Genomic DNA, 19,579 nt, shown 5'->3' on the forward strand with positions numbered 1-19,579 from the left:
CCTATCCGCGTCAGCGCACTCCGGGGCGGGGTTCTCCTTCCGCGAAACCGGCGGCCGACTGCACGCCGACGACGGCGCGCTCGGCGAAGGACGGGATGTCCGCGGCCCCCGCGTAGGTGAAGGAGGACCGGACGCCGGAGACGATGCCGTCGACCAAATCCTCCACTCCCCCGCGCCCCGGCTCGAGCCGGATGCGGGCCGAAGAGATGCCCTCCTCGAACATCGCCCGGCGCGCCCGCTCGAAGGCGCCGACGCGCGCGTTGCGGCTTTCCACCGCACGGTGCGAGGCCATGCCGAAGGAGTCCTTGTACAGCTGGCCGTCGGCGTCGACCTTGAGGTCGCCCGGGGATTCGTGGGTGCCCGCGAACCAGGAGCCGACCATGACGTTGGACGCGCCGGCGGCCAGGGCGAGCGCGACGTCGCGGGGATGGCGCACGCCGCCGTCCGCCCACACGTGCGCGCCGAGTTCCCGGGCCGCTGCGGCGCATTCGAGCACCGCGGAGAACTGGGGTCGGCCGACGCCGGTCTGCATGCGGGTGGTGCACATCGCACCGGGGCCGACGCCGACCTTGACAATGTCCGCACCCGCCTCCACCAGATCCCGCACGCCGGCGGCGGTGACCACGTTGCCGGCGACGATGGGCACGCCCGGCTCGAGTGCCCGCACGCGGCGCAGCACGTCGATCATCGTCTCCTGGTGGCCATGGGCGGTGTCGATGACCAGGGTGTCCGCACCGGCTTCGACGAGCGCACGGACGCGCCCCTCGACGTCGCCGTTGATGCCGACGGCAGCGCCGACGCGCAGGCGGCCATCGGCGTCGACCGCCGGGCGGTACACCGTCGCGCGCAGCGCGCCGCGCCGGGTGAGGATGCCCGCCAGCTTCCCCTCCCCGTCGACGACCGGCGCGAGCCTGCGGCTGGCGTCGACGAGGCGCTCGAAGGCCTCCTCCGGCTCGACGTCGTCGGGCAGCGTGAGCAGATTCCCGCTCATCAGCGTGCCCACCTGGGCGAAGTTGTCGGAGCCGCGCAAATCCTTCTCGGTGATCATGCCCACCGGCACGTCCCCGTCGACGACGACCGCCGCGCCGTGCGCTCGCTTCGGCAGCAGGTTCCGGGCGTAGCCCACCGTGTGGTGCGGCTTGACGGTGATGGGCGTTTCGAAGATCAGATGCGCCGACTTCACCTTCCGGATCGTCTCCGCCGCGATGTCGGCGGGCACGTCCTGCGGAAGGATGGCCATGCCGCCGCGGCGGGCGATGGTCTCGGCCATGCGTCGGCCGGACACGGCGGTCATGTTGGCCACCACCAGCGGAATCGTCGTGCCCGTGCCGTCGGCGGTGGACAGGTCGACGGACATCCGGGAGCCGACCGAGGACCGCGACGGAACCATGAACACGTCGTCGTAGGTGAGGTCGTACGGGGGCTTCGCGTCATCGAGGAATCGCATGGCAGCCAGGATAGGCGCGGCGGCGGATCGTGCGCGGGCCGCGCGGGTGCGGCCAAACCTTCCTCATGGTCCGAGCGCCGGAGGTAGCGTCACGGCCATGACCGCGCAGAATGCTCCCGATGCCGTTCGCGATCGCCTGACCGGGGCGGTCACCGTGGTCGTCGGTGCCCGGGGAGGCATGGGCACGCGGATCGTCGCCAAGCTCCTGGCCGAGGGCGCGACGGTGGTGGCAGCCGACCTGCAGGACGTCGATGCCTCGGACCCCGCGTCGCTCGGGACATTGCTTGACGACGTCGCCCGGTGCCACGGGAGGATCGACGTCCTCGTGCATGCGGCGGGGATGGTGTCCAACGCGGATTTCGCCGAGCGGACGACGGAGGACGTCGAGGCTGAGCTGGCCGTGAATCTGGCGTCCCCGATGCACCTGGTGCGGATGGCGCTGCCGCTGTTGAAGAAGGGGCGGCTGCACGAGTGCGGTGAATCAGCAGAGGCCGCCGGGACACGAGCCCGGCGGAAGAACCCGGTGCGGTCGCACGTCATCGTCCTCGGCTCGCTCGGCGGCGTGCTGCCCATGCCGGATCAGGCGGTGTACGCGGCCGGGAAATTCGGGCTGCGCGGGGCGATGCTGTCGCTGGGGATGAGCCTGCGCGGCGACGGCATCGCGGTGACGTCGGTGCTGCCCAGCTCCGTGGACACCCCGATGTTGTGGCGCGAGGTCGCCGAAGACGGCAATGCGCTGCAGTTCCTCGGGCCACCGCAATCGCCGGAGACGATCGCCGACGCAGTGGCCGCCGTGATCGGGAAGCGCACTGCCGAGGTGTTCCCCAACCGCGTCGACGGGTGGCTGGCCCGGGCGGCGATGCTGGCCCCTGGCCTGTTGCCACATGTCCTGCCTAGGCTCGAGCCGCTCGGGCGGCGGGGCATGGCCCGCTACCGCGAGGAGCTGATCCGCCGGGGCGACCTGCCGCTGACGTAAGGTCCTGGGGCGTCGGCCGCCGCGCCTGCCGTGGGCCCACCCCATCATCGGGCCCGGCACACGGCCGAACCGTCAGTCCACCGGGCATCCAGCCCCATCGAACCCGAGGAGTCGCCGTGCCCCGATCCGCGTCCGGTCGACTCGTCTTCGCCTCGGTTCTCGCGCTGATCGTCAGCGCCGGTTGGGCGGCGAACCACTACGCCTCGGTGATCACGGCGCTGCGCGACGGCCTCGGCCTGTCGCCGGTACTGCTCAACGGGGCCTTCGCCATCTATGCCGTCGGCCTCGTGCCCTGCCTCCTGGCCGGCGGAATGCTCGCGGACCGGGTGGGCGCGCGCCCGGTCGTGCTCGCGGGCGGCGCCGTCGCGGCGGCGGGCAACCTCCTGATCCTCCTGTGGGACACCACCGCCGGCCTGCTCACCGGCCGCTTCATCGTGGGCCTCGGCGTCGGCCTGATGATCAGCGCCGGCACCGCCTGGGCCGGCCGCCTCCGCGGCACCCCCGGGGTCACCATGGCCGGCATCGCCCTGACCGTGGGATTCGCCGTCGGGGCCCTCGCGTCGGGGGCGATCGTGCACGGCTTGCCGACGAGCACGTCCATATCCGCGGCATTCGCCACGTCGGTGGCGCTGTCGATTCTCGCTGTGGCGGCATCGGCCGTCATCGGAGACGGCGCCCGCGGGCATGCGCTGCGCAGCGGGGGCGGCGGACCGTCGCACAGCACCGTGCCGCACCGCCGGGGCATGGGCATCGCCCTGGCCACCGCCCTGCCCATGGCGTTCTGGACCTTCGCGTGCGTGACCACGTCCTTCCTGGTGCTGGCGGCGCGGGTGAGCAGCCGGTTCGAGTCGGGGGCGCTGCTGCCCGGCTTGGCCGCCGCGCTGGCCTTCGGGTCGGGCGTCGTGGCGCAAGCGCTGGGCCGGAGACGGAACTGGGGCCCGCGTTCCGGCATCGCCGGCGCACTGCTGGCCGCGGCGGGCATGTCCATGGCGGGGCTCGGCGGAGCGGTGCCGCCGGTGTGGCTGTTCATCGCCGCCTCCGTCGTGCTCGGCACCGCGTATGGGCTCTGCCTGCGGGAAGGGCTGCTGGACATCGAGACGTTCTCGCCGGCGGATCGCCGCGGCACGGCCATCGGCATCTACTACGTGTTCACGTACCTCGGCGCGGGCACGGCCGTGCTCCTGTCCTGGCTGCTGCCCATCGCCGGGCCGACGCTGCCGCTGCTGGTGATCGCCACTATCGCGCTGGCCGCCGCAGCCGTGCGCACCGGGCAGGTGCGCGCCGGGGTCTTCGCGGCCAGGTGAGTCGGCCGAGCCCGGCCCGCCCGCAATCGCCGCCACCCTGATGTGACCTGCGCGACACTGGCGTAGAGTTCCTCTCCGATCTGCGCGCCCGAGCGAAAGTGCGCGAACGCGCGCGGACGCACCGGGAAGCACCGGGAAGCACGGAGGAGGAACGGCGATGAACGCGACCACGAACGCGACGGTGACCAGGCGGAGGCCGACGGGGCTGATTTTCGCGACCGTCGCCATGCTGTTGCTCAGCTCCGGCTGGGCCGCCAACCACTTCGCCTCGGTCCTCGTCGTCCTGCGCGACCAGCAGGACTACTCCCCCGTCCTGGTCAACGGCGCCTTCGGCATCTACGCCCTGGGGCTGGTGCCGTGCCTGCTCTTCGGCGGCATGATCGCCGACCGCATCGGCGCGCGCCCGGTGGTGCTCACCGGCGGCGTCGTCGCGGCGCTGGGCAACCTCAGCCTGCTGCTGTGGCACGGTGCGGCGGGCCTGATGATCGGTCGTTTCATCGTCGGCCTCGGCGTCGGCCTCGCCGTCAGCGCGGGCACGGCATGGGCCGGGCGATTGCGCGGCGCCAGCGGCGTGACCATGGCCGGCATCATGCTGACCTCGGGCTTTGCGACGGGGCCCATCGCATCGGGATTGCTCGCCCACGTATTGCCGGACTCCGCGACCGTCGCCGTGCCGTTCATCGTGACGGTGATCTTCTCCCTGGTCGCCGTCGCGGCCTCGGCACTCGTCGGCGACGCGCCGCACGAGCGAATCCGCCTCGATGCGGCCACGTCCCCGGATCCCGCGGAATCCGGTGACGGCCGGGACGAGAATCCGGGCGACGACGAACAGGCGGGCGTCGCAAAGCAACCGGCCCCGGCACCCGCCCCGGCCCACGACCACCGGCGCGGCATGGGCATCGCGCTGGCGACGTCGCTGCCGATGGCGCTGTGGGTTTTCGCGTGCGTGACCACCGCCTTCCTGGTGCTGGCCGGACGCGTCAGCGCGCACTTCGAATCCGGCGTGCTGCTGCCCGGCATGGCCGCCGTGTTCGCGTTCGGCTCGGGGCTGACGGCGCAGGCGCTCGGCCGAAAGTACGGCTTCGGGCCGCGGTCGGGCATCGCCGGCGCGCTGTTCGCGGCGGTCGGCATGACGCTGGCCGGGCTCGGCGGCGCCGCGCCTCCGGTGTGGCTGTTCATCGTGGCGTCGATGGCGCTGGGCACCGCGTATGGGTTGTGCCTGCGCGAGGGGCTGCTGGACATCGAGACGTTCTCGCCGCCGGGCCACCGGGGCACGGCCATCGGCATCTACTACGTGTTCACCTACCTGGGCTTCGGGCTGCCCGTGCTGCTGGAATGGCTGCTGCCCATCGCCGGACCGTCGGTGCCGCTGCTGGTGCTCGCCGCCGTCGCCGTCGGGTCCGCCGCCGTGCGATTCACCCAGCTGCGCGCCGGAGTCTTCGCCGGGCGTTGAGCACCCGCGCAGCGGTAGCCTGGTCACGAATCGGAGGTGATCGGCATGCTCGTGGCGTCCATCTGCATCGCCATCGGTCTGGCGGCCATCGTGGCCGCGATCGTGTGGTTCGCCCTGCGGCACCGGCGTGCCGAACGACGCTTCCGCACCGACGCGGTGGTCATCGGGTCGATGGGCCGGCCCGGCGATGACCTGCGCGCGATGGTCCTGGAAGTCACCGACCGGGACGGCACCACCCGCACCGTGACCGACACGTTCTACAGCAACTTCGCGGCCGGCCACGTCGGACGGGTCGTCGAGGTCGACATCGAGCGGCCCACCACCGACGGGAAGCCGGGGCGCGTGCGCGTGCCCCGGCAGGCCGACCCCACGTTCCTGCTCAACGCACTGCTCGCGGCGGCGGGCGTGGCTTTCCTGTTGGCCGGGATGTTCATTCTCATGCAGGCGACCATGTGACGATGCGGGCGCGTCCCCGCCGTTTGACGCTCCCGCCACCTTCGAGTGAACGCGATCTACCCCATGGGGGCATGGTGACCTGCATTCATAACGTGCCACGATTCCATCATGACATTAGGCTTTCGTTTCGGAAATGACGCGGTCTCGCATGCCTTGCGCGACGGACTGCGCCCGAATGAGACACCAGAAATCGAATAGCCGACCATGAAGACGACCCTCCACCGCACCATCGCCGCCATCGCCTGCGTCGCACTTCCGATGGCCGTGGCCTCCTGCGGCGCCGTGGAGGACATCCGCAATGGCGTCGACGTCGCGGAAATCACCGAGGGCACGAAGGAACTCGCCGACGCCGCCGCCTCGCAGACCGGCTCCGCCGATTCGGATTCCACGCACCACTCGAAGCTGGAGATCGGCGATTGCGTCCTCGGCGGTGCCGGAATCATGGTCGACGACGTCGATCTCGTCGATTTCGCCGAACCCCACAACGCCAAGCTGTTCCACGTCTTCGACGTCGACCTGCCCGAGTACGACATGAATCTGGTCGCCGAGAAAGCCGAGCGGGGCTGTTCCGCGGAGTTCGCCGCGTTCGTCGGCGTCCCCGCCGACTCCTCCTCGCTGGGCCTGACCTGGTTCGAGCCCACCGTCGGTTCCTGGATCGACGGCGACCGCGAGGTCATGTGCTTCGTCGAGGATTCCGCCGGCGGCCTGACCGGCACCATGCGCGGGGCCAACCGCTAGCCGCGCTCACCGGTCGGCCCCATCCCCCGCCCGGCCAACCCCACGGGTAGAGTCCCTGCCTTGCCGGGGACTCCGGCCCATGAGCATCGTCATTGCCGCCGCGGCGGCCGGGACCGGGAGATCGACGTGAACATCACCATCATCGGGGGATCCAAGGGGACGGGTGCGCAGCTGGCGACCATCGCCATCGACGCCGACCACGACGTCACCGTGGTCTCCCGCAGCGGCACCGCCCCCGCGGGCGCGCGCATTGTCGCGGGCGACGCCACGGATGCCGATGTGCTCCGCGAGGCCATCGCCGGCGCCGGCGCCGTCGTGGTCACCGTCGGCGGGGCGAAGGGCGTGGAGAACCAGCGGGCGACCGTGACCAAGGCCGTCATCGCCGCAATGGAGGATGTGGGCGTGCGACGGCTCATCGTGCAGTCGTCCCTGGGTGCCGGCGATTCCGGCGCCCAGATGCCCGCCCCGCTGCGAGTGCTGATGAACGCCGTCCTGGCCAAGCCCCTGGCGGACCACAATGCGCAGGAGGCGGCGGTTTTCGCTTCGGATCTGGATTGGACGGTCATCCGCCCGACCGGACTCAAGGACAAGCCCGCCACCGGCACTTGGCGTGCCCTCGAGGTCTCCGACGAGGGAACGCTGTCGGGGTCGATCCCCCGCGGCGACGTCGCGGCCTGCATGCTCGTTTCCCTCGGCGACGACGCCACGATCGGCAAGGCGCTGGGCGTTTCCGGCTAGCGGCCCGCGTCCCCGATTCCGGACGTGCGTCGGCGACGGCCGCGCACGCCGATCGGCGGCGGCCCGAATTCAGCTGATGCGCTCCCCCGCCGACGCGAATCCGAGCCACGTATGCCGGTTGTTCCACCAGCACCATCCCACCTTCGGCGCGTTCTTGCGGTGTTTCCCATCGCGGCCCGTGCCGTTGGAGATCCACAACGCCGGGGTTCGCGAGTCGAAGGCCGCTGGCGCGACTCCGGCCCGGCCGCCCTTCTTGGGCTTGCGCGAGGCGATGGTCATGAAACAGGAATTGCGGGTCAGCACCGAAGGGTCCTGCAACACCCAGTGAATCCCCTCCGCCAGCGTCAGAGGTTCACGGCCCCGGCCCCCGAATTCTCCCAAGGCCTCGACGGGCGTCCAATTACGCAGGTCATCGCCCCTATCGGGAGCGACCACCGCGTACACCTCCGCCTCCGGAAGGGTCACGCCGGTCGCCTCGAAAGCGTCGACGTCGGTCATGTCCTCGACGACGAAGCCCGGTAGGTCCCCGCCTCCGGGGCTCCCCGGCAATCGGAGATGCGGCGCCAGAATCGACGGCGGCAGCACCGCCTCGGAGACGACGAGCAAGGCTCCGCCGGGAACCCGCTCCTCCAGGCTCCGCGCCGACCCCATGAGTTCCCCGGCCGTCAATCCGCGCGCCGGCCCGTCGAAAAGCCCGAGGTCGATCAGCTTCGCGGCCTGATCCTCCAGCTGCGGCAACGTCCCCGTATTCGATTCCATCCGAACAACCTCCAATTCCGGCCGAAAAACACGTCAACGCCGGAATCGCCCCGCGCATTCCCCCGTGCATCGACCATGCACCATCCTCAACGCCTTCCCGGCATTCAGGGTCGCCATTGACCGTACTGTGGTCGCATGCGGAAGATCGCCGAGGAACGCCACAGGCAGCTGAGGACCACGGGACGGGTGGACATCCCGCAGTCGATGGGCCATTTCCTGCTCATGCTGGTGTTCGCGGTGATGTTCACCGTCGCGGGCGCCGCAATGATCTACGCCGCGGTCGACGCCTCCGATCCCGGGCAGCATGCCCTGGCGAATCCGGCGTTCTGGATCGGCCTGGTCTCAGTCTCGTTCTTCGGAGTCCTCGGCATTCCCGCCTTGCTCATCCAGATGCGATGGCGCGCGGTGTTGACGCTGACCTGGGACGGCATGGCGGAACACCGCGTCAAGAATGGCGAGCGCGTCACCACGTCCGCGACCGCATGGTGCGACATCGAGGGCTTTTCCGGCCAGTACATCGGTGGGCGTTGGCCTGCGAAGGGCCAGTACACGGTTTTCATGCACTTGCGCCCCGAGGGGCACGCCCGGTACCTCTCCCAACTGTCACCGGCGATGGGCCGGTTGCAGTCGCTGAACGAAAAGCTGACCGGCCCGGGCAGGATCGCTTTGCGACGCTTCGCCGGCGGCCCGAAATCACTCCACGAATTGCTCGACCGTGCCCACCGCGAGTTCGGCTCACGGTCACGCCGGGCGTAGCTCCAGCAAACGGCCGCCCTCGCCATCCTCGAGAACCCACAGCGAACCATCCGGGGCTTCGTCGATGGCGCGGATGCGCTCGCCCATGTCCCATTCTTCGGCGATGGTCGCCGAATCGCCGTCGAGTTCGACCCTCACGATCTTCTGCCCGGACAACCCGCCGAGCAATGCGGAATTGCGCCAGCCGTCGAAAAGCGAGCCCCGGTAAATCATCAGATTGCCGGGTGAAATGGCGGGCACCCAATGGGCTTCCGGAGCGGTGAAACCATCGCCGTCTGCATGATCGGGGATCTCCTCGCCGCCGTAATGGACGCCCATGGACGCCTCCGGCCACCCGTAATTGTCGCCCTCGACGATGCGATTCAGTTCGTCGCCGCCCTGCGGGCCCATTTCGGAGGCCCAGATGTCGCCGTCGATGTCTTCGGCGATGCCCAGCGGATTGCGGTGGCCGATGGTCCACAATTCGGCGGACTTGTCGTCGGCATCGCCACCTTCGCCCGTGGCCGCTCCCTCCCCCGCCCACGGGTTGCCCGGCGCGGGGTCGCCGTCGAGGGTCAGGCGCACGATCGCGCCGAGGTTGTTCGTCGTGTCCTGCGCCGGCGTGAACTCCTGCCGGTCGCCGGAGGTCACGAAAAGATGCTCGCCCCGGATGAGCATCCGCAGCGAAAGGTGACCGTCGCCGGCGGCGGGGGTCTGCTCCCAGATCACGTCCAGGTCCGTCAGTTCCCGCTTGTCGACGTCCAACGTCCCCCGTCCCACGACGCCCTGTGCCCCATCGGCGTGGTCGCGGACCCAGCTGAGATAGATCGTGCCGTCGTCGGCGAAGGTCGGACCCGGAATGACGTCGTGCATCCCGGCCTGGCCTGCGGCGTGGACCTTCGGGGCGCCGGAGACGTCGGCGACCTCGCCGGAGTTCTGGTCGCGCAACTTCAGCCCGCCGCCGCGCTCGGTGACCAGGAGGTGATCCGTGCCCGGCAGGAACGCCATCGCCCAGCCCCGGTCGAAGGTGCCGTGCTCGGTGATGGCGAAGTCCTCGGACGCCTCGCCGACGGTGGCCGCTTGTCCGTGGTCCGCCGAACCGTCCGCGCCATCCGAAGTGGCGTTCCCGGCCCCTCCCGAGGAGCCCGCGTCGGGCGCGCCGCCGGCACCGTCCGTGCCGGCGGAATCGTCGGAGCACGCCGCCAGCAAAAGTGAAGCAGCGGCCGTCAGGGCGAGAAGTCGTCGCATGCCCGCAGTGTACGGGCGCACGCCGGAATGCTTTTGCCGGCGCAACTTCACCTCCCCCGCGGCCCACCGGCATGGCCGTGACTGTGATTCACTGGCGGCATGTCCCTCATGCGCCGATACCGTTCCACCGGAGCCGACCCCCTCTTCGGCGATCCCCGGCGCGCGCACCGCGGCGTGTCGATGGAGGGCTACTTCTGGCGGATCACCGACCCGGAGACCGGCCGCGTGGTCATCGCCCTGTGCGGCGCGAACAAGGGGCCTGACGGCACGTGGTCGACGATCGGACTGGCATCGTGGCCCAACGGATTCGTGCGCACCGAGGCCCTCGACGGTTCCTGGACCGACCCGGACGGCCTCGGGGTTCGGGGCGGATTTTCCGAAGCGGGTGACGGACGCCCCGCCTTCGAGGGCAACGACCGTGAACTCCACGTCGATCTCGGCGAGGACGCCCGGCTCGACGTGACCTTCCATGAACTGGCCCCGTGGCCGCACAAGATCGCCGGCGGTTCGAGCGTCTTCCAGACCATCCCGGCGCTCAACCAATACTGGCACCCGTGGCTGCCGGGCGGCCGCGCGTCGGGCACCGCGACCATCGACGGCGAGACCTGGGAGTTCGACGGCGCGCAGGTCTACTCGGAGAAGAACTGGGGCCGCGAGGGCTTCCCGGTTTCCTGGTGGTGGGGTCAGGCGCAGGGCTTCGACGAGCCCGGCGCGTCGCTGGCGTTCGCCGGTGGGCTGGTCACCTCGGGGCCGATGAAGGTCGAGGTGACCGCGCTGGTGGTCATGCTTCCCGACGGCCGCGTCATCCGCCTCGGCGATCCCGTCGTCAGTCCCGTGACCACGACCACCGCCGACGAGGAGTGGAGGCTGTCGGGCCGGGGCTTCGGCTGGCGCATCGAGGTCGAGGCGTCCGCTCCCCTGGACCAGGCATTCGTCCTGCCGGTACCGTTGCCCAGCGAGCACCGCAACACCCCCGGCGACCTCGAGCATCTCGTGGGCGATTTGGAGGTCACGGTGTCGCGGTTCGGCAAGCACGTCTGGACGGGCACGACGTCCCTGGCCGCACTCGAGCACGGTGGCCTGGACCGCGCCCGCGCCGAGCTCCGCCGCCGCGGACTGGACGACACCCTGACCCACGCCCCGCCGTCCATGCCAATCGACCCCGACAATCATGGGAGCATCCGATGACCAAGCGAATCCTCCACGTCGCCACCAACGTCGACCGTTACGAGACCGACCCCGACGTCCCCACCGGACTGTGGCTGTCCGAACTCACCCACGCGTGGGACGTCTTCGAGCAGCACGGTTTCGAGCAGACCCTGGTCAGCCCGGCCGGCGGGTTCGTCCCCCTCGAGCCCAAGTCGCTGAAGTTCCCGTTCTACGACTCCTCCGCGAAGGCGTGGCACGGGGACCCGGCGCGCATGGCGCTGTTCGGCGACACCGCGAGCCCCGATGACCTCGACTCCGCCGATTTCGACGCGATCTACTTCACCGGCGGCCACGGCACCATGTTCGATTTCCAGTCCAGCGAGGGCCTGCAGCGGCTGACCCGGGAAATTTTCGAGCGCGGCGGCGTCGTCGGCGCCGTGTGCCACGGCTACTGCGGGCTGTTGGACGTGACGCTGTCCGATGGCGCCCGCCTCGTCGACGGTCGCGCGCTGACCGGCTTTTCCTGGCGGGAAGAGGTGGCGGCGGGCGTCGCAAAGCTGGTCCCCTACGACGTCGAGGCCGAGATGAAGGCGCGCGGAGCCGATTACGGGAAGAACCCGATTCCCTTCGGCCCGCACGTGGTCGCCGACGGCACCCTGATCACGGGGCAGAACCCGACGTCGGCGACGAAGACCGCCGAAAAGATCGTCGAGGCGCTGGGCGCCTGACGCCGTCGGCGGTCGGATCGATGCCCTCGCCGATGACGTGGTGGGGGCCATGGCCCGCATTCCCGCCCGCACCCGAGCACCCGCCCCCGACCCACGAGGATCACCATGGCCGACCACCTCCCGGGCAGGGGCGGCCCGTCCCCGGCGACCGCCTCCCGGACCCCCGATGACCTGTGGCGAGAGCTGCGCGCCAACGGCACCGTTATGCTCGAGCCGAAGCGATTTGAGCTGCGCTCGATCGCGGCGGGGATCGCGGGCGTCGCGCTGCTGATTTCGCTGGCCGGCGTGATCCTCGTGCTCGCGGGTGCCGCGGAGGTGGGGCTCGCGGCGTTCGGGGTCACCGGCTTCGGCCTCCTCATCGCGGGCACGCTGGCCCGCATCAGCCTCTTCTCCCGCGAATCGCAATGGGTGGTAGACCGCCGCGGCCTCACCATCGGCGGCGTCGGTCCGATCCCGTGGACCGACGTCGCGCCGACGACATCGCGGATGGAACAGTCGCTTTACGACGAAGGCCGCTCCCTCACCCTGGTCCTCCCCCTCACCGGGCACGGCAGCCGACGGGCCGCGCTGCTGCCGCCGCACGCGCAAAAAGTGCTTGATCCCGGACGCAGCCGGGCGTTGCTCGGCGGCGAACGGCCGATGTCGGCGATCCGGATCCCGAACATGAAGGGAACTCCGCGAGAGGACGTCGCCAGGTTCCTCGACGGTGCGATGGATCTCGCGCGCCGGGGCTTCCTCTGAGCCGGAGTCCGGCGCCGGCGATCGCCACCGGGCAGTACGCCGGGCCGTCGTGAAGCGTGGCCCTACAGCTTCTTCACCACGCTCGACTTCAGGTACATCTGCCCCGCCCCGGGGACCTTCGCGTCGATGTCGTGGCCGTCGACGGGATCCTCGAGCAGGCGGATGTTGGTCACCTTCGTGCCGATCTTGATCGCGCCGCCGCCCTTGACCTTGAGTGACTTCACCACGGAGACGTCGTCGCCGTCGGACAGCACGTTGCCCACGGCGTCCTTGACCACCGACGCGGACGCGGCGTCGGCCTCCGCTGATTCGGCTTCGCCGGGCACCCACTCATGGCCGCACATCGGGCAGATGACCGACGAACCGGACTCGTAGGTGTACTCGCTGGCGCACTCGGGGCACGGCGGGATCTGGTCGGTGGCTGGCTCGGTCATGTCATTGCTCCAATTGTCGGATGAGAGGTGGGGGAAGAGTCGGATGAGAGATGGAATCTGATCGGCTTCATCGGGCGGAAGGCGATGGTCGTCGGCCGGCGACGCGCCCCTAGAACAGTTCGGTCTTTTCCCTGGACATGAACGCGCCCACGCCGGACGCGGTGTCCCAGCAGGTCAATCCCGTCTGCTCGGACAAGCACACGAAGTCGCCGTGGGACACCGCCTCGCCGTAGCCGACGACCTGCGGGGACAGGGTGTCGCCGGCGCCGAAAGCTCCGGTGCTCCACGGCGGGACGTCGCTGCTCGCGAACATGGAAGCATTGCCGTCGGTGATGCTCACGCTGTCGATCGGGCCGCCGGTGCGGGCCTCCCCGTAGGGCATATTGTCGTTGTAGCTGGCGATCCCGCACCGCAGCCCCGTCGACGAGATGCCGCAGCTGATGTTCCCCGACGGCGTCGTGAACACGGCGACGCCCCCGGACTGCGGCTTGACGGTCTGCACGGGCGACGGATCCGACGGGATGTCGGCCCTGCCCTCCGAGCCGCTCGACCGGGCGGGCTCGTCCCGTTCGTCGGAGTCGCCCTGCGTATCCGGCTCATCATCGAACGTCGGATTCGGTCGGTCCTCGGCTCCCCCGTCGCCGGACCCGCCGTCGCCCCCGTTCGCGCCGGCCGGCTGAGCGGTATTCTCCGCGGCCGTTCCCCCGTCCCCGGCGCTTGCATCGTTGCCGCCATCGGCGCCGTCCGCGCATCCCGCCAGCAGAGCGGCCGCCGCGACCGCGACCGCGGCGCCCCGGAACCGTGAACGCAGATTTCCCATGCTCATGCCTCACAACATACCCGCCGACTTTTCACGCCGAACGCAATCGACGTCGCTGCTACCGTCGGCGCCATGAGACGACGCACCTTCGCCACGGCACTGGTTTCCACGGGACTCGTGGCGGTGACGGCGCTTGCGGGATGCGGCGGGCCGTCGGAAAGCGATGCGCCGACCGGCACCACGCAGTCCGTGCTTGACGACGCCGACGCCACCGAACACAGCTCGTCAGCCGCAAGCGACCAGGAGTTCCCGGACGTCCTCGACGCCGAGCTGACCCGCAGCGGCGACGAGCTCCGGATCGCGGTGACCATCTCCTCGCCGTACGACACCCCGGAACGCTACGCCGACGGGTGGCGCGTGATGACCGCCGACGGCGAGGTGCTCGCCGAACACGACCTCGCCCACGACCACGCCGATGAGCAGCCGTTCACCCGTTCGCGCGGGCCGTTCGCGATCCCCGACGGCGTCGACGAGGTGGTGGTCGAAGGCCGCGACCAGGCCAACGGATACGGCGGCGACACCGTCACGGTCGCGGTGCCGGAGTAGGGTGCCGGCCGACGTCACTGAATCGCGAGCGCGTCCACGTCGGCGTAGGAGATGACGGACGGGGCCAATCCACCGCCCGCGACGTTTGCGGCAACATCGACCGCGGTCTGGAGCGCGGCCCGGTACAACAGCGAACCGGTGGACACCCTCCGCACGCCGACGCCCGCAAGGGCCGGCACCGAGTGGCGGGCCGACGCCAGCGCGTTGACCGGCCGGGGGATCTCCCGGCACAACACCTCGAGGTCCTCCAGGTCGAGGTTGCCGGGAATGAAAATGCCGTCCGCGCCGGCGTCGACGTAAGCATGCGCTCGACGCAACGTTTCGGCGACGTCGGCCTTTTCGCCCAGCCAGTAGGTGTCGACCCGCGCATTGACGAAGAGGGCGGGGCAGCGTTCCTTCACCGCCGTGATTTTCTCCGCATGGCGCGCAGGATCCGACAACGAGCCGCCGGTTCCGTCCTCCAGATTGATTCCGTCGCTCCGCAAGGTTGCGACGAAGTCCGCCACCTCCGCCGGATCCGGGGAAAAGCCATCCTCGACGTCGATGGTCACGGGACACGGCAGCGTGCGCAACATCCGCGCGAGGGCCGACGTCGCGTCCCGCGCCAGACCGCTCGCGTCCGGCGCCCCCATCGCCGCCGCCACCCCGAGACTCGTGGTGCCGACTGCCTGGAAACCCGCCTGGGCGAACAGCATCGCCGACGCATGATCCCAGGCGTTGGGCAACACCAGGGGCTCATCCAGATGGTGGAGATCATGGAACCGCGAAGTCGTGGACATGCCCCGATGGTGCCAGGTATCGACCGGTGCAACCCGAGAAATTTTCTGGGGGACGGGAGCGCGAGACCCACCACCCTCGAAACCGCTACATACTGGAGACGACAGCTCGAACCAGTGACCTGAATGGTCGGACGGTCGAATCCGAACGCGACCGGAGTTCAGGTGCGGTTCGCGTTCGAGAGGAGAGCCATGCCCGAGAGAATCCGGTTGCACCCGCACGAGAGCGAACTGATCCAGCGCTGGCACGGTGCCCACATCCGTGCCGCGGAGGAATCGGAGGAGTTCCGCAGGGGTTGGCGCGCCGCCAACATCACGCCGCAGGCGGACGAGGCTCGGCGATTGCTGGACACCCTGCGACGGACGAGGGACCTTTCGGCGTTCCAATCGGAGTCTAACCGCTGGTCCCGGAGCTTTCCCTCCGGATTCTCCGGAGTCGCGGGACAGATGATCATCAACCAAATCGCCAAAATCGCCCCCGACCACGAAGCTGCCATCACCGTATTGCTCGATGCGCTCGAGACTCCCACGGACATCGATGACGCCGCCGAGAAGATCAAGGGCCTCGCCGACTACCTCGATTCCATCAAGGTCGGGTCGCACCCGAGCCCGGCGCGCGCGCCTTTCGTCGCGTCGTATTTTTGGGGTCTCCAGGGGCCCGACACGTGGCCCGTCGCGTGGCCGAAGTCGACGAACTACGTGGACTACTGCACGGGTATATCTGCTTACGCAGATCAGGGAGACCGGTACCGCGAGCTGCACCGATTCGCCACGGAGTTGGACGGAGACATCGTCCGCTTCGAAGAAGTCGCCGCATGGTGGGCAGACAACGACTCCGCGCTCATCGATGATTCCCTCTGCGACCGCGCCGCATGGCGCGTGAACGAGTTGCGCGAGGGCGCGGATCCGGAGCAGTTCCGCAACAACGCCCAGGCATTGGTGAACGTCGCAGCCCACCTGGGGGCCGTGCTCGAGTTGGCGATCTCCGAAGCGGCGGGACGGACGCTCAAAGCGAAGAAGCCCTCTGTCATGTGGCAGGAGCTTCGGCCCCGCGGCGATATGTGGGTGGACTGGCGCGTTCCCGGCACTTATGGACTGTCCGTCCGCGCGTGGCTGAATGCGCATGGGATTGCCATTGGTCTGCGGCCGTTTCCGCATGCCGACGCCGGCGCCACGGAGGAGGCCGCCGGAATCATCGAGGCGTCCCCTCTGGGCGGATACGAAATCATCGCCGGTGGTCGATCGAAGATCGGCGTCGACCGGGGTTTCGTCGGTGGAGGCAGCGGCGAGGTGCTCTACGGAAAATGGTTCGACCGCAGTGAAATCCCGTCGCTGGACTTCGCCGCCGAAATGGTCCGGACCGCGCGCGACGTCGCCCCGCTGATGGCACAGCTCAATGGCGACGTCGAGGAGTCCGCCGACGACGACGATCTCGCGGCTCTCGTCTCCGAATTCACGTCCTCGGGATACCCGACGGAAGACGACGAACAGCACCGCGCCGACCGGCGGGATTTCGCGAAGACCCTTGACCCCATGGAATTGGAGGTGACGGACACTGCGGAATTGCGCAGAATCTGGAACTCGCGACGATTTGGCTCCACCGGCCCCATGTCCGTCCTGAACACGAGCCTCCGCGACGCCGACGACGCGGAGTACGAACGCATCCTCCGCACGATTTCGTACCTCTGTTGGGACGACGGGGAACCGGTGGCCACGAGAATCGATCGGGTTCTCGGCGACAAGAAGCTCAGGGTCAAGGGCCTCGGGGAATCGGTCATCATGAAGTTGCTGGCGATCTGCCATCCCGAACGATTCATCACGGTGTACCCCTACAACGGCCCCAAGGGGAAGTTGAAAATGCTCCGCGAACTGGGGATCGAGCCTCCGGCCGCGTCGTCTCGGGGTGAGCTGCAAGTCGCGTCCAACGATGTGCTGCGCGATCGACTGGATCGGCATTTCCCGGGCGACGCCTGGGGAATCGGTTCCTTCCTCTACTGGCTCATCGAGCGCGATGACGAGGTGGAGGCGGAATCCGAAACCGATCCGCTCGACGATCTCGCCGAAGAGCTTCTCGTCGACAGGGAGTTCATCGACGACATCGTCGCGCTTCTGAAGGACAAAGGTCAGGTCGTGTTTTACGGCCCGCCCGGCACGGGCAAGACGTTCTTCGCCCGAAAGCTGGCCGCGGCGCTCGTCCCGGACGTGGAACGCCGGCCGATCGTGCAATTTCATCCCTCGACGTCGTACGAGGACTTCTTCGAGGGATACCGCCCGGAAACCGACGTCGAAGGCGCGATGACGTATCAGCTGAAGCGGGGCCCTCTCGCAGACCTCGCCGCTCGCGCGGCGGAATCCTCGAGGGCCCGTCACATCATGATCATCGACGAGATCAATCGGGCGAATCTGCCGAAGGTCCTCGGCGAACTTCTGTTCCTCCTCGAATACCGGGACACCCCGGTCCGCACGTTGTACCGGCCCGACGATCCATTCGTGCTGCCCAAGAACGTCTGGTTCATCGGCACGATGAACACGGCGGATCGATCCATCGCGTTGGTCGACGCCGCATTGCGCCGTCGCTTCCACTTCGTCCCCTTCTTCCCCAATCACGGAAAGATGTCCGGGCTCCTGGAGAAATGGTTGGAACGCAACGACGAGCCCGCATGGGTGGGTGAACTCGTCGCACAGGTCAACGACGAACTCGAAATCGAACTCGGCGGACCGCACCTGCAGCTGGGTGCGAGCCATTTCATGAAACGCGGATTGAACAAGGACACGATGCGGCGCATCTGGGAGTACAACATCGCGCCGTTCATCGAAGATCAGTTCTTCGGGGATCCGGAACTCATCGACCGATTCGGTTTTGACCGGGTCTGGGCCCGATTCGAGAACGTCGCAGAAGAATCGATTGCGGAGGATTCCGCAACACCCGTTACGGACGGCTGACGACGATGGTCGTCTTGAGCGAGTACTCCTTCGTGGATCTCGACCTCACCGGTCGCCAAGCCGCAGCACTGCAGCGAACCGGTTTCGTCACCGTCAGCCCCCTCGCCGGTGATTCCTGGCGGGTGACGGCGTCATCCTTCGTCGGGTCGCTGGTGGTCGATGGCGTCGAATTGCTGATTCGCCCGAAGATCAACGCCGAAAATCTGTTTCTTCTGCTGGAGCCCGGGCTTCCTCCAAACGCGTGGCGCCGAGAATCCTTCGACTACGGCGCCTCCCCGGATCTGCTGCCGGCCGTGATTTCCTTCTTCGCCAAAACCGTCGAGACGACTTTGGGCCGCGGAATACTGCGGTCGTACGAGTCGCGCCGCGATGATTTGATCGCACTGCGGGGCCGCATGGATTTCACCGGGCAGTTTCGGATGGGAGGGACATCGTCCCCCGTGGCCTGCAGCTTCGACGAGTACTCGCAAAACACGCCGGAAAATCGGGCACTCAAGGCCGCGGTCCGAAAGTCGCTGCGTGCACCACGCATCTCCCCTGCGATCCGTCGGCTTTTGTTGGGGCACGTTTCCGCTCTGGAGGACGTCGATGACGTTTCGGTCTCCCCCGGCGACATCGACGCCATCACATGGAATCGACTCAATCAGCACTATGAGCCGGCATTGCGGCTCGCTCGGCTCATCCTCGCCAACCTGACTTTGATGGACACCGAAGGCGCCAACTCTGCGCAATCCTTCACGGTGGACATGAATGATCTATTCCAGCGGTTCGTGACCGAACGCCTGCGACGGGTGCTTCGCGGACGGGCCATCGTCAAGGGCGAACCGACCCACCACCTCGGCGTGGGTCGCCAAATCCCGATGCAGCCGGATCTCGTCTTCACCTCGACCGATGGCGCCACCAATTTCGTCGGCGACGTCAAGTACAAGATCACCACCGACGCCCGAGCCCGGAGCCAGGACTACTACCAGCTCCTCGCGTACGTCACGTCCCTCGGCCTGCCCGAGGGGATCCTCATCTACTGCGGCTCGGACCCCGGGGGCTCGCAAAGGACCGTGCGGATCCGCAACACCGACAAGAGACTCACCGTGCACGCACTCGATTTATCGGGAACCCCCGCTCAGGTCGAGGATCAGATCCATTCACTCGCGGACGGAGTGACGGCCGCCATGCACCGTGCACGCACCCGCGCGGAGCATTCGAATCGACAGTGATCGGGACATTGTGGCCGTCGGCTCGACGGGTGACGGCGGCGTCGTAAAGCAACGCCCGCCGACGGTGAAATTGCCCCTCGCACCCGGACCCCGACAGGCGCATAATGTGAGGCACGCCACTCACCTTGGCGTCCACGAGCGAAGGAGCCGACCATGGCCAACCTGTCCACCTACATCGCATTCCCCGGCAACGCTGCGGAGGCATTCGCCCACTACCACGAGGTGTTCGGGGGCGATCTGAACCTGATGAAGTACGGCGACAACGAACCGATGGAGGGCATGCCCTTCGAGCCGGACCCGAACCTGGTCGCCCACGCGAAGCTGGACCTGCCCGGCGGCACCATCACCGGCGGCGACGGCATGCCCGGCGAGGA

The 19,579-nt window shown here is 68.6% G+C and carries 19 protein-coding genes and 1 pseudogene; 14 read left to right on the forward strand and 6 right to left on the reverse strand.

All coding sequences use genetic code 11. From position 1 onward, the window contains the following. Positions 1–10 precede the first annotated feature (10 nt). On the reverse strand, positions 11–1,447 hold the full coding sequence (locus GX015_RS01855) for a GuaB1 family IMP dehydrogenase-related protein (protein WP_291342356.1): 1,437 nt from the start codon (positions 1,445–1,447) through the stop codon (positions 11–13). Between the two features lie 97 nt (positions 1,448–1,544). On the opposite strand from GX015_RS01855, the gene GX015_RS01860 reads away from it, so the two are divergent. The 6 genes from GX015_RS01860 (at position 1,545) to GX015_RS01885 (ending at position 7,112) form a co-directional block, all read left to right on the forward strand. Further along, a complete protein-coding gene (locus tag GX015_RS01860; RefSeq protein ID WP_291342357.1) occupies positions 1,545–2,423 on the forward strand; it encodes an SDR family oxidoreductase in 879 nt (292 codons plus the stop codon). A gap of 116 nt (positions 2,424–2,539) precedes the next feature. Continuing rightward, positions 2,540–3,727, forward strand: a complete 1,188-nt coding sequence (locus tag GX015_RS01865; RefSeq protein WP_291342359.1) for an MFS transporter — start codon at positions 2,540–2,542, stop codon at positions 3,725–3,727. 157 nt (positions 3,728–3,884) lie between these two features. Beyond that, positions 3,885–5,180 (forward strand): MFS transporter, encoded by a 1,296-nt coding sequence (locus GX015_RS01870; protein WP_291342361.1) that lies wholly within the window; start codon positions 3,885–3,887, stop codon positions 5,178–5,180. A 45-nt stretch (positions 5,181–5,225) separates the two neighbouring features. Then, positions 5,226–5,636 (forward strand): hypothetical protein, encoded by a 411-nt coding sequence (locus tag GX015_RS01875; protein WP_102212384.1) that lies wholly within the window; start codon positions 5,226–5,228, stop codon positions 5,634–5,636. 204 nt (positions 5,637–5,840) lie between these two features. Beyond that, positions 5,841–6,374 carry a septum formation family protein gene (locus GX015_RS01880; protein WP_291342363.1) on the forward strand — a complete coding sequence of 178 codons (534 nt, stop codon included), beginning with the start codon at positions 5,841–5,843 and terminating at the stop codon, positions 6,372–6,374. 60 nt (positions 6,375–6,434) lie between these two features. Then, positions 6,435–7,112: an NAD(P)-dependent oxidoreductase gene (locus tag GX015_RS01885; RefSeq protein WP_291342364.1), complete on the forward strand. Its 678-nt coding sequence runs from the start codon at positions 6,435–6,437 to the stop codon at positions 7,110–7,112. A gap of 69 nt (positions 7,113–7,181) precedes the next feature. On the opposite strand, the gene GX015_RS01890 is transcribed toward GX015_RS01885, so the two are convergent. Further along, complete coding sequence (locus GX015_RS01890) at positions 7,182–7,871, reverse strand: DUF5701 family protein (RefSeq protein ID WP_291342366.1); 690 nt, start codon at positions 7,869–7,871, stop codon at positions 7,182–7,184. A 135-nt stretch (positions 7,872–8,006) separates the two neighbouring features. Between GX015_RS01890 and GX015_RS01895 the strand changes: the two genes are divergently transcribed. After that, entirely contained in the window at positions 8,007–8,627 is a 621-nt protein-coding gene (locus tag GX015_RS01895; RefSeq protein ID WP_146007438.1) for a hypothetical protein, read from the forward strand. Here the strand turns inward: GX015_RS01895 and GX015_RS01900 are convergent. After that, positions 8,613–9,854 (reverse strand): PQQ-dependent sugar dehydrogenase, encoded by a 1,242-nt coding sequence (locus GX015_RS01900; RefSeq protein ID WP_291342368.1) that lies wholly within the window; start codon positions 9,852–9,854, stop codon positions 8,613–8,615. The genes GX015_RS01895 and GX015_RS01900 overlap by 15 nt on opposite strands. Positions 9,855–9,953: 99 nt before the next feature. Between GX015_RS01900 and GX015_RS01905 the strand changes: the two genes are divergently transcribed. The 3 genes from GX015_RS01905 (at position 9,954) to GX015_RS01915 (ending at position 12,472) form a co-directional block, all read left to right on the forward strand. Beyond that, a complete protein-coding gene (locus GX015_RS01905) occupies positions 9,954–11,042 on the forward strand; it encodes a tocopherol cyclase family protein (RefSeq protein ID WP_291342370.1) in 1,089 nt (362 codons plus the stop codon). Next, on the forward strand, positions 11,039–11,731 hold the full coding sequence (locus GX015_RS01910; RefSeq protein ID WP_046649732.1) for a type 1 glutamine amidotransferase domain-containing protein: 693 nt from the start codon (positions 11,039–11,041) through the stop codon (positions 11,729–11,731). Before GX015_RS01905 ends, GX015_RS01910 begins: the two co-directional genes overlap by 4 nt. Before the next feature lie 105 nt (positions 11,732–11,836). Next, the gene (locus tag GX015_RS01915; RefSeq protein WP_291342372.1) at positions 11,837–12,472 is read left to right on the forward strand and encodes a hypothetical protein; all 636 of its coding nucleotides are present in this window, start codon (positions 11,837–11,839) and stop codon (positions 12,470–12,472) included. 62 nt (positions 12,473–12,534) lie between these two features. On the opposite strand, the gene GX015_RS01920 is transcribed toward GX015_RS01915, so the two are convergent. After that, positions 12,535–12,906: a zinc ribbon domain-containing protein YjdM gene (locus GX015_RS01920; protein ID WP_046649734.1), complete on the reverse strand. Its 372-nt coding sequence runs from the start codon at positions 12,904–12,906 to the stop codon at positions 12,535–12,537. A 109-nt stretch (positions 12,907–13,015) separates the two neighbouring features. After that, a complete protein-coding gene (locus GX015_RS01925; protein WP_146007439.1) occupies positions 13,016–13,732 on the reverse strand; it encodes a hypothetical protein in 717 nt (238 codons plus the stop codon). A gap of 66 nt (positions 13,733–13,798) precedes the next feature. On the opposite strand from GX015_RS01925, the gene GX015_RS01930 reads away from it, so the two are divergent. After that, positions 13,799–14,272 (forward strand): hypothetical protein, encoded by a 474-nt coding sequence (locus tag GX015_RS01930; RefSeq protein WP_291342374.1) that lies wholly within the window; start codon positions 13,799–13,801, stop codon positions 14,270–14,272. A 14-nt stretch (positions 14,273–14,286) separates the two neighbouring features. Here GX015_RS01930 and GX015_RS01935 read toward each other — a convergent pair whose 3' ends face one another. Then, the gene (locus GX015_RS01935; RefSeq protein ID WP_060925155.1) at positions 14,287–15,051 is read right to left on the reverse strand and encodes an isocitrate lyase/phosphoenolpyruvate mutase family protein; all 765 of its coding nucleotides are present in this window, start codon (positions 15,049–15,051) and stop codon (positions 14,287–14,289) included. Positions 15,052–15,174: 123 nt separating this feature from the next. Between GX015_RS01935 and GX015_RS01940 the strand changes: the two genes are divergently transcribed. The 3 genes and pseudogenes from GX015_RS01940 to GX015_RS01950 all read left to right on the forward strand — a co-directional run. Then, positions 15,175–17,991 carry an AAA family ATPase gene (locus GX015_RS01940; RefSeq protein WP_291342376.1) on the forward strand — a complete coding sequence of 939 codons (2,817 nt, stop codon included), beginning with the start codon at positions 15,175–15,177 and terminating at the stop codon, positions 17,989–17,991. A gap of 14 nt (positions 17,992–18,005) precedes the next feature. Continuing rightward, positions 18,006–19,205: a hypothetical protein gene (locus tag GX015_RS01945; protein ID WP_291342377.1), complete on the forward strand. Its 1,200-nt coding sequence runs from the start codon at positions 18,006–18,008 to the stop codon at positions 19,203–19,205. 153 nt (positions 19,206–19,358) lie between these two features. Beyond that, a pseudogene (locus tag GX015_RS01950) lies at positions 19,359–19,579 on the forward strand (VOC family protein); the annotation flags it as partial.

The sequence above is a fragment of the Corynebacterium sp. genome (assembly GCF_012837295.1).
Lineage (GTDB): Bacteria > Actinomycetota > Actinomycetes > Mycobacteriales > Mycobacteriaceae > Corynebacterium.

Bases quoted from the DNA above. Each gene is read 5' to 3' on its own strand.
- GX015_RS01890 (WP_291342366.1), bottom strand. From the start codon at position 7,871: ATGGAATCGAATACGGGGACGTTGCCGCAGCTGGAGGATCAGGCCGCG.
- GX015_RS01930 (WP_291342374.1), top strand. From the start codon at position 13,799: ATGAGACGACGCACCTTCGCCACGGCACTGGTTTCCACGGGACTCGTG.
- GX015_RS01900 (WP_291342368.1), bottom strand. From the start codon at position 9,854: ATGCGACGACTTCTCGCCCTGACGGCCGCTGCTTCACTTTTGCTGGCG.
- GX015_RS01880 (WP_291342363.1), top strand. From the start codon at position 5,841: ATGAAGACGACCCTCCACCGCACCATCGCCGCCATCGCCTGCGTCGCA.
- GX015_RS01920 (WP_046649734.1), bottom strand. From the start codon at position 12,906: ATGACCGAGCCAGCCACCGACCAGATCCCGCCGTGCCCCGAGTGCGCC.
- GX015_RS01855 (WP_291342356.1), bottom strand. From the start codon at position 1,447: ATGCGATTCCTCGATGACGCGAAGCCCCCGTACGACCTCACCTACGAC.
- GX015_RS01925 (WP_146007439.1), bottom strand. From the start codon at position 13,732: ATGAGCATGGGAAATCTGCGTTCACGGTTCCGGGGCGCCGCGGTCGCG.
- GX015_RS01940 (WP_291342376.1), top strand. From the start codon at position 15,175: ATGGTCGGACGGTCGAATCCGAACGCGACCGGAGTTCAGGTGCGGTTC.
- GX015_RS01905 (WP_291342370.1), top strand. From the start codon at position 9,954: ATGTCCCTCATGCGCCGATACCGTTCCACCGGAGCCGACCCCCTCTTC.
- GX015_RS01875 (WP_102212384.1), top strand. From the start codon at position 5,226: ATGCTCGTGGCGTCCATCTGCATCGCCATCGGTCTGGCGGCCATCGTG.
- GX015_RS01915 (WP_291342372.1), top strand. From the start codon at position 11,837: ATGGCCGACCACCTCCCGGGCAGGGGCGGCCCGTCCCCGGCGACCGCC.
- GX015_RS01935 (WP_060925155.1), bottom strand. From the start codon at position 15,051: ATGTCCACGACTTCGCGGTTCCATGATCTCCACCATCTGGATGAGCCC.
- GX015_RS01860 (WP_291342357.1), top strand. From the start codon at position 1,545: ATGACCGCGCAGAATGCTCCCGATGCCGTTCGCGATCGCCTGACCGGG.
- GX015_RS01870 (WP_291342361.1), top strand. From the start codon at position 3,885: ATGAACGCGACCACGAACGCGACGGTGACCAGGCGGAGGCCGACGGGG.
- GX015_RS01895 (WP_146007438.1), top strand. From the start codon at position 8,007: ATGCGGAAGATCGCCGAGGAACGCCACAGGCAGCTGAGGACCACGGGA.
- GX015_RS01910 (WP_046649732.1), top strand. From the start codon at position 11,039: ATGACCAAGCGAATCCTCCACGTCGCCACCAACGTCGACCGTTACGAG.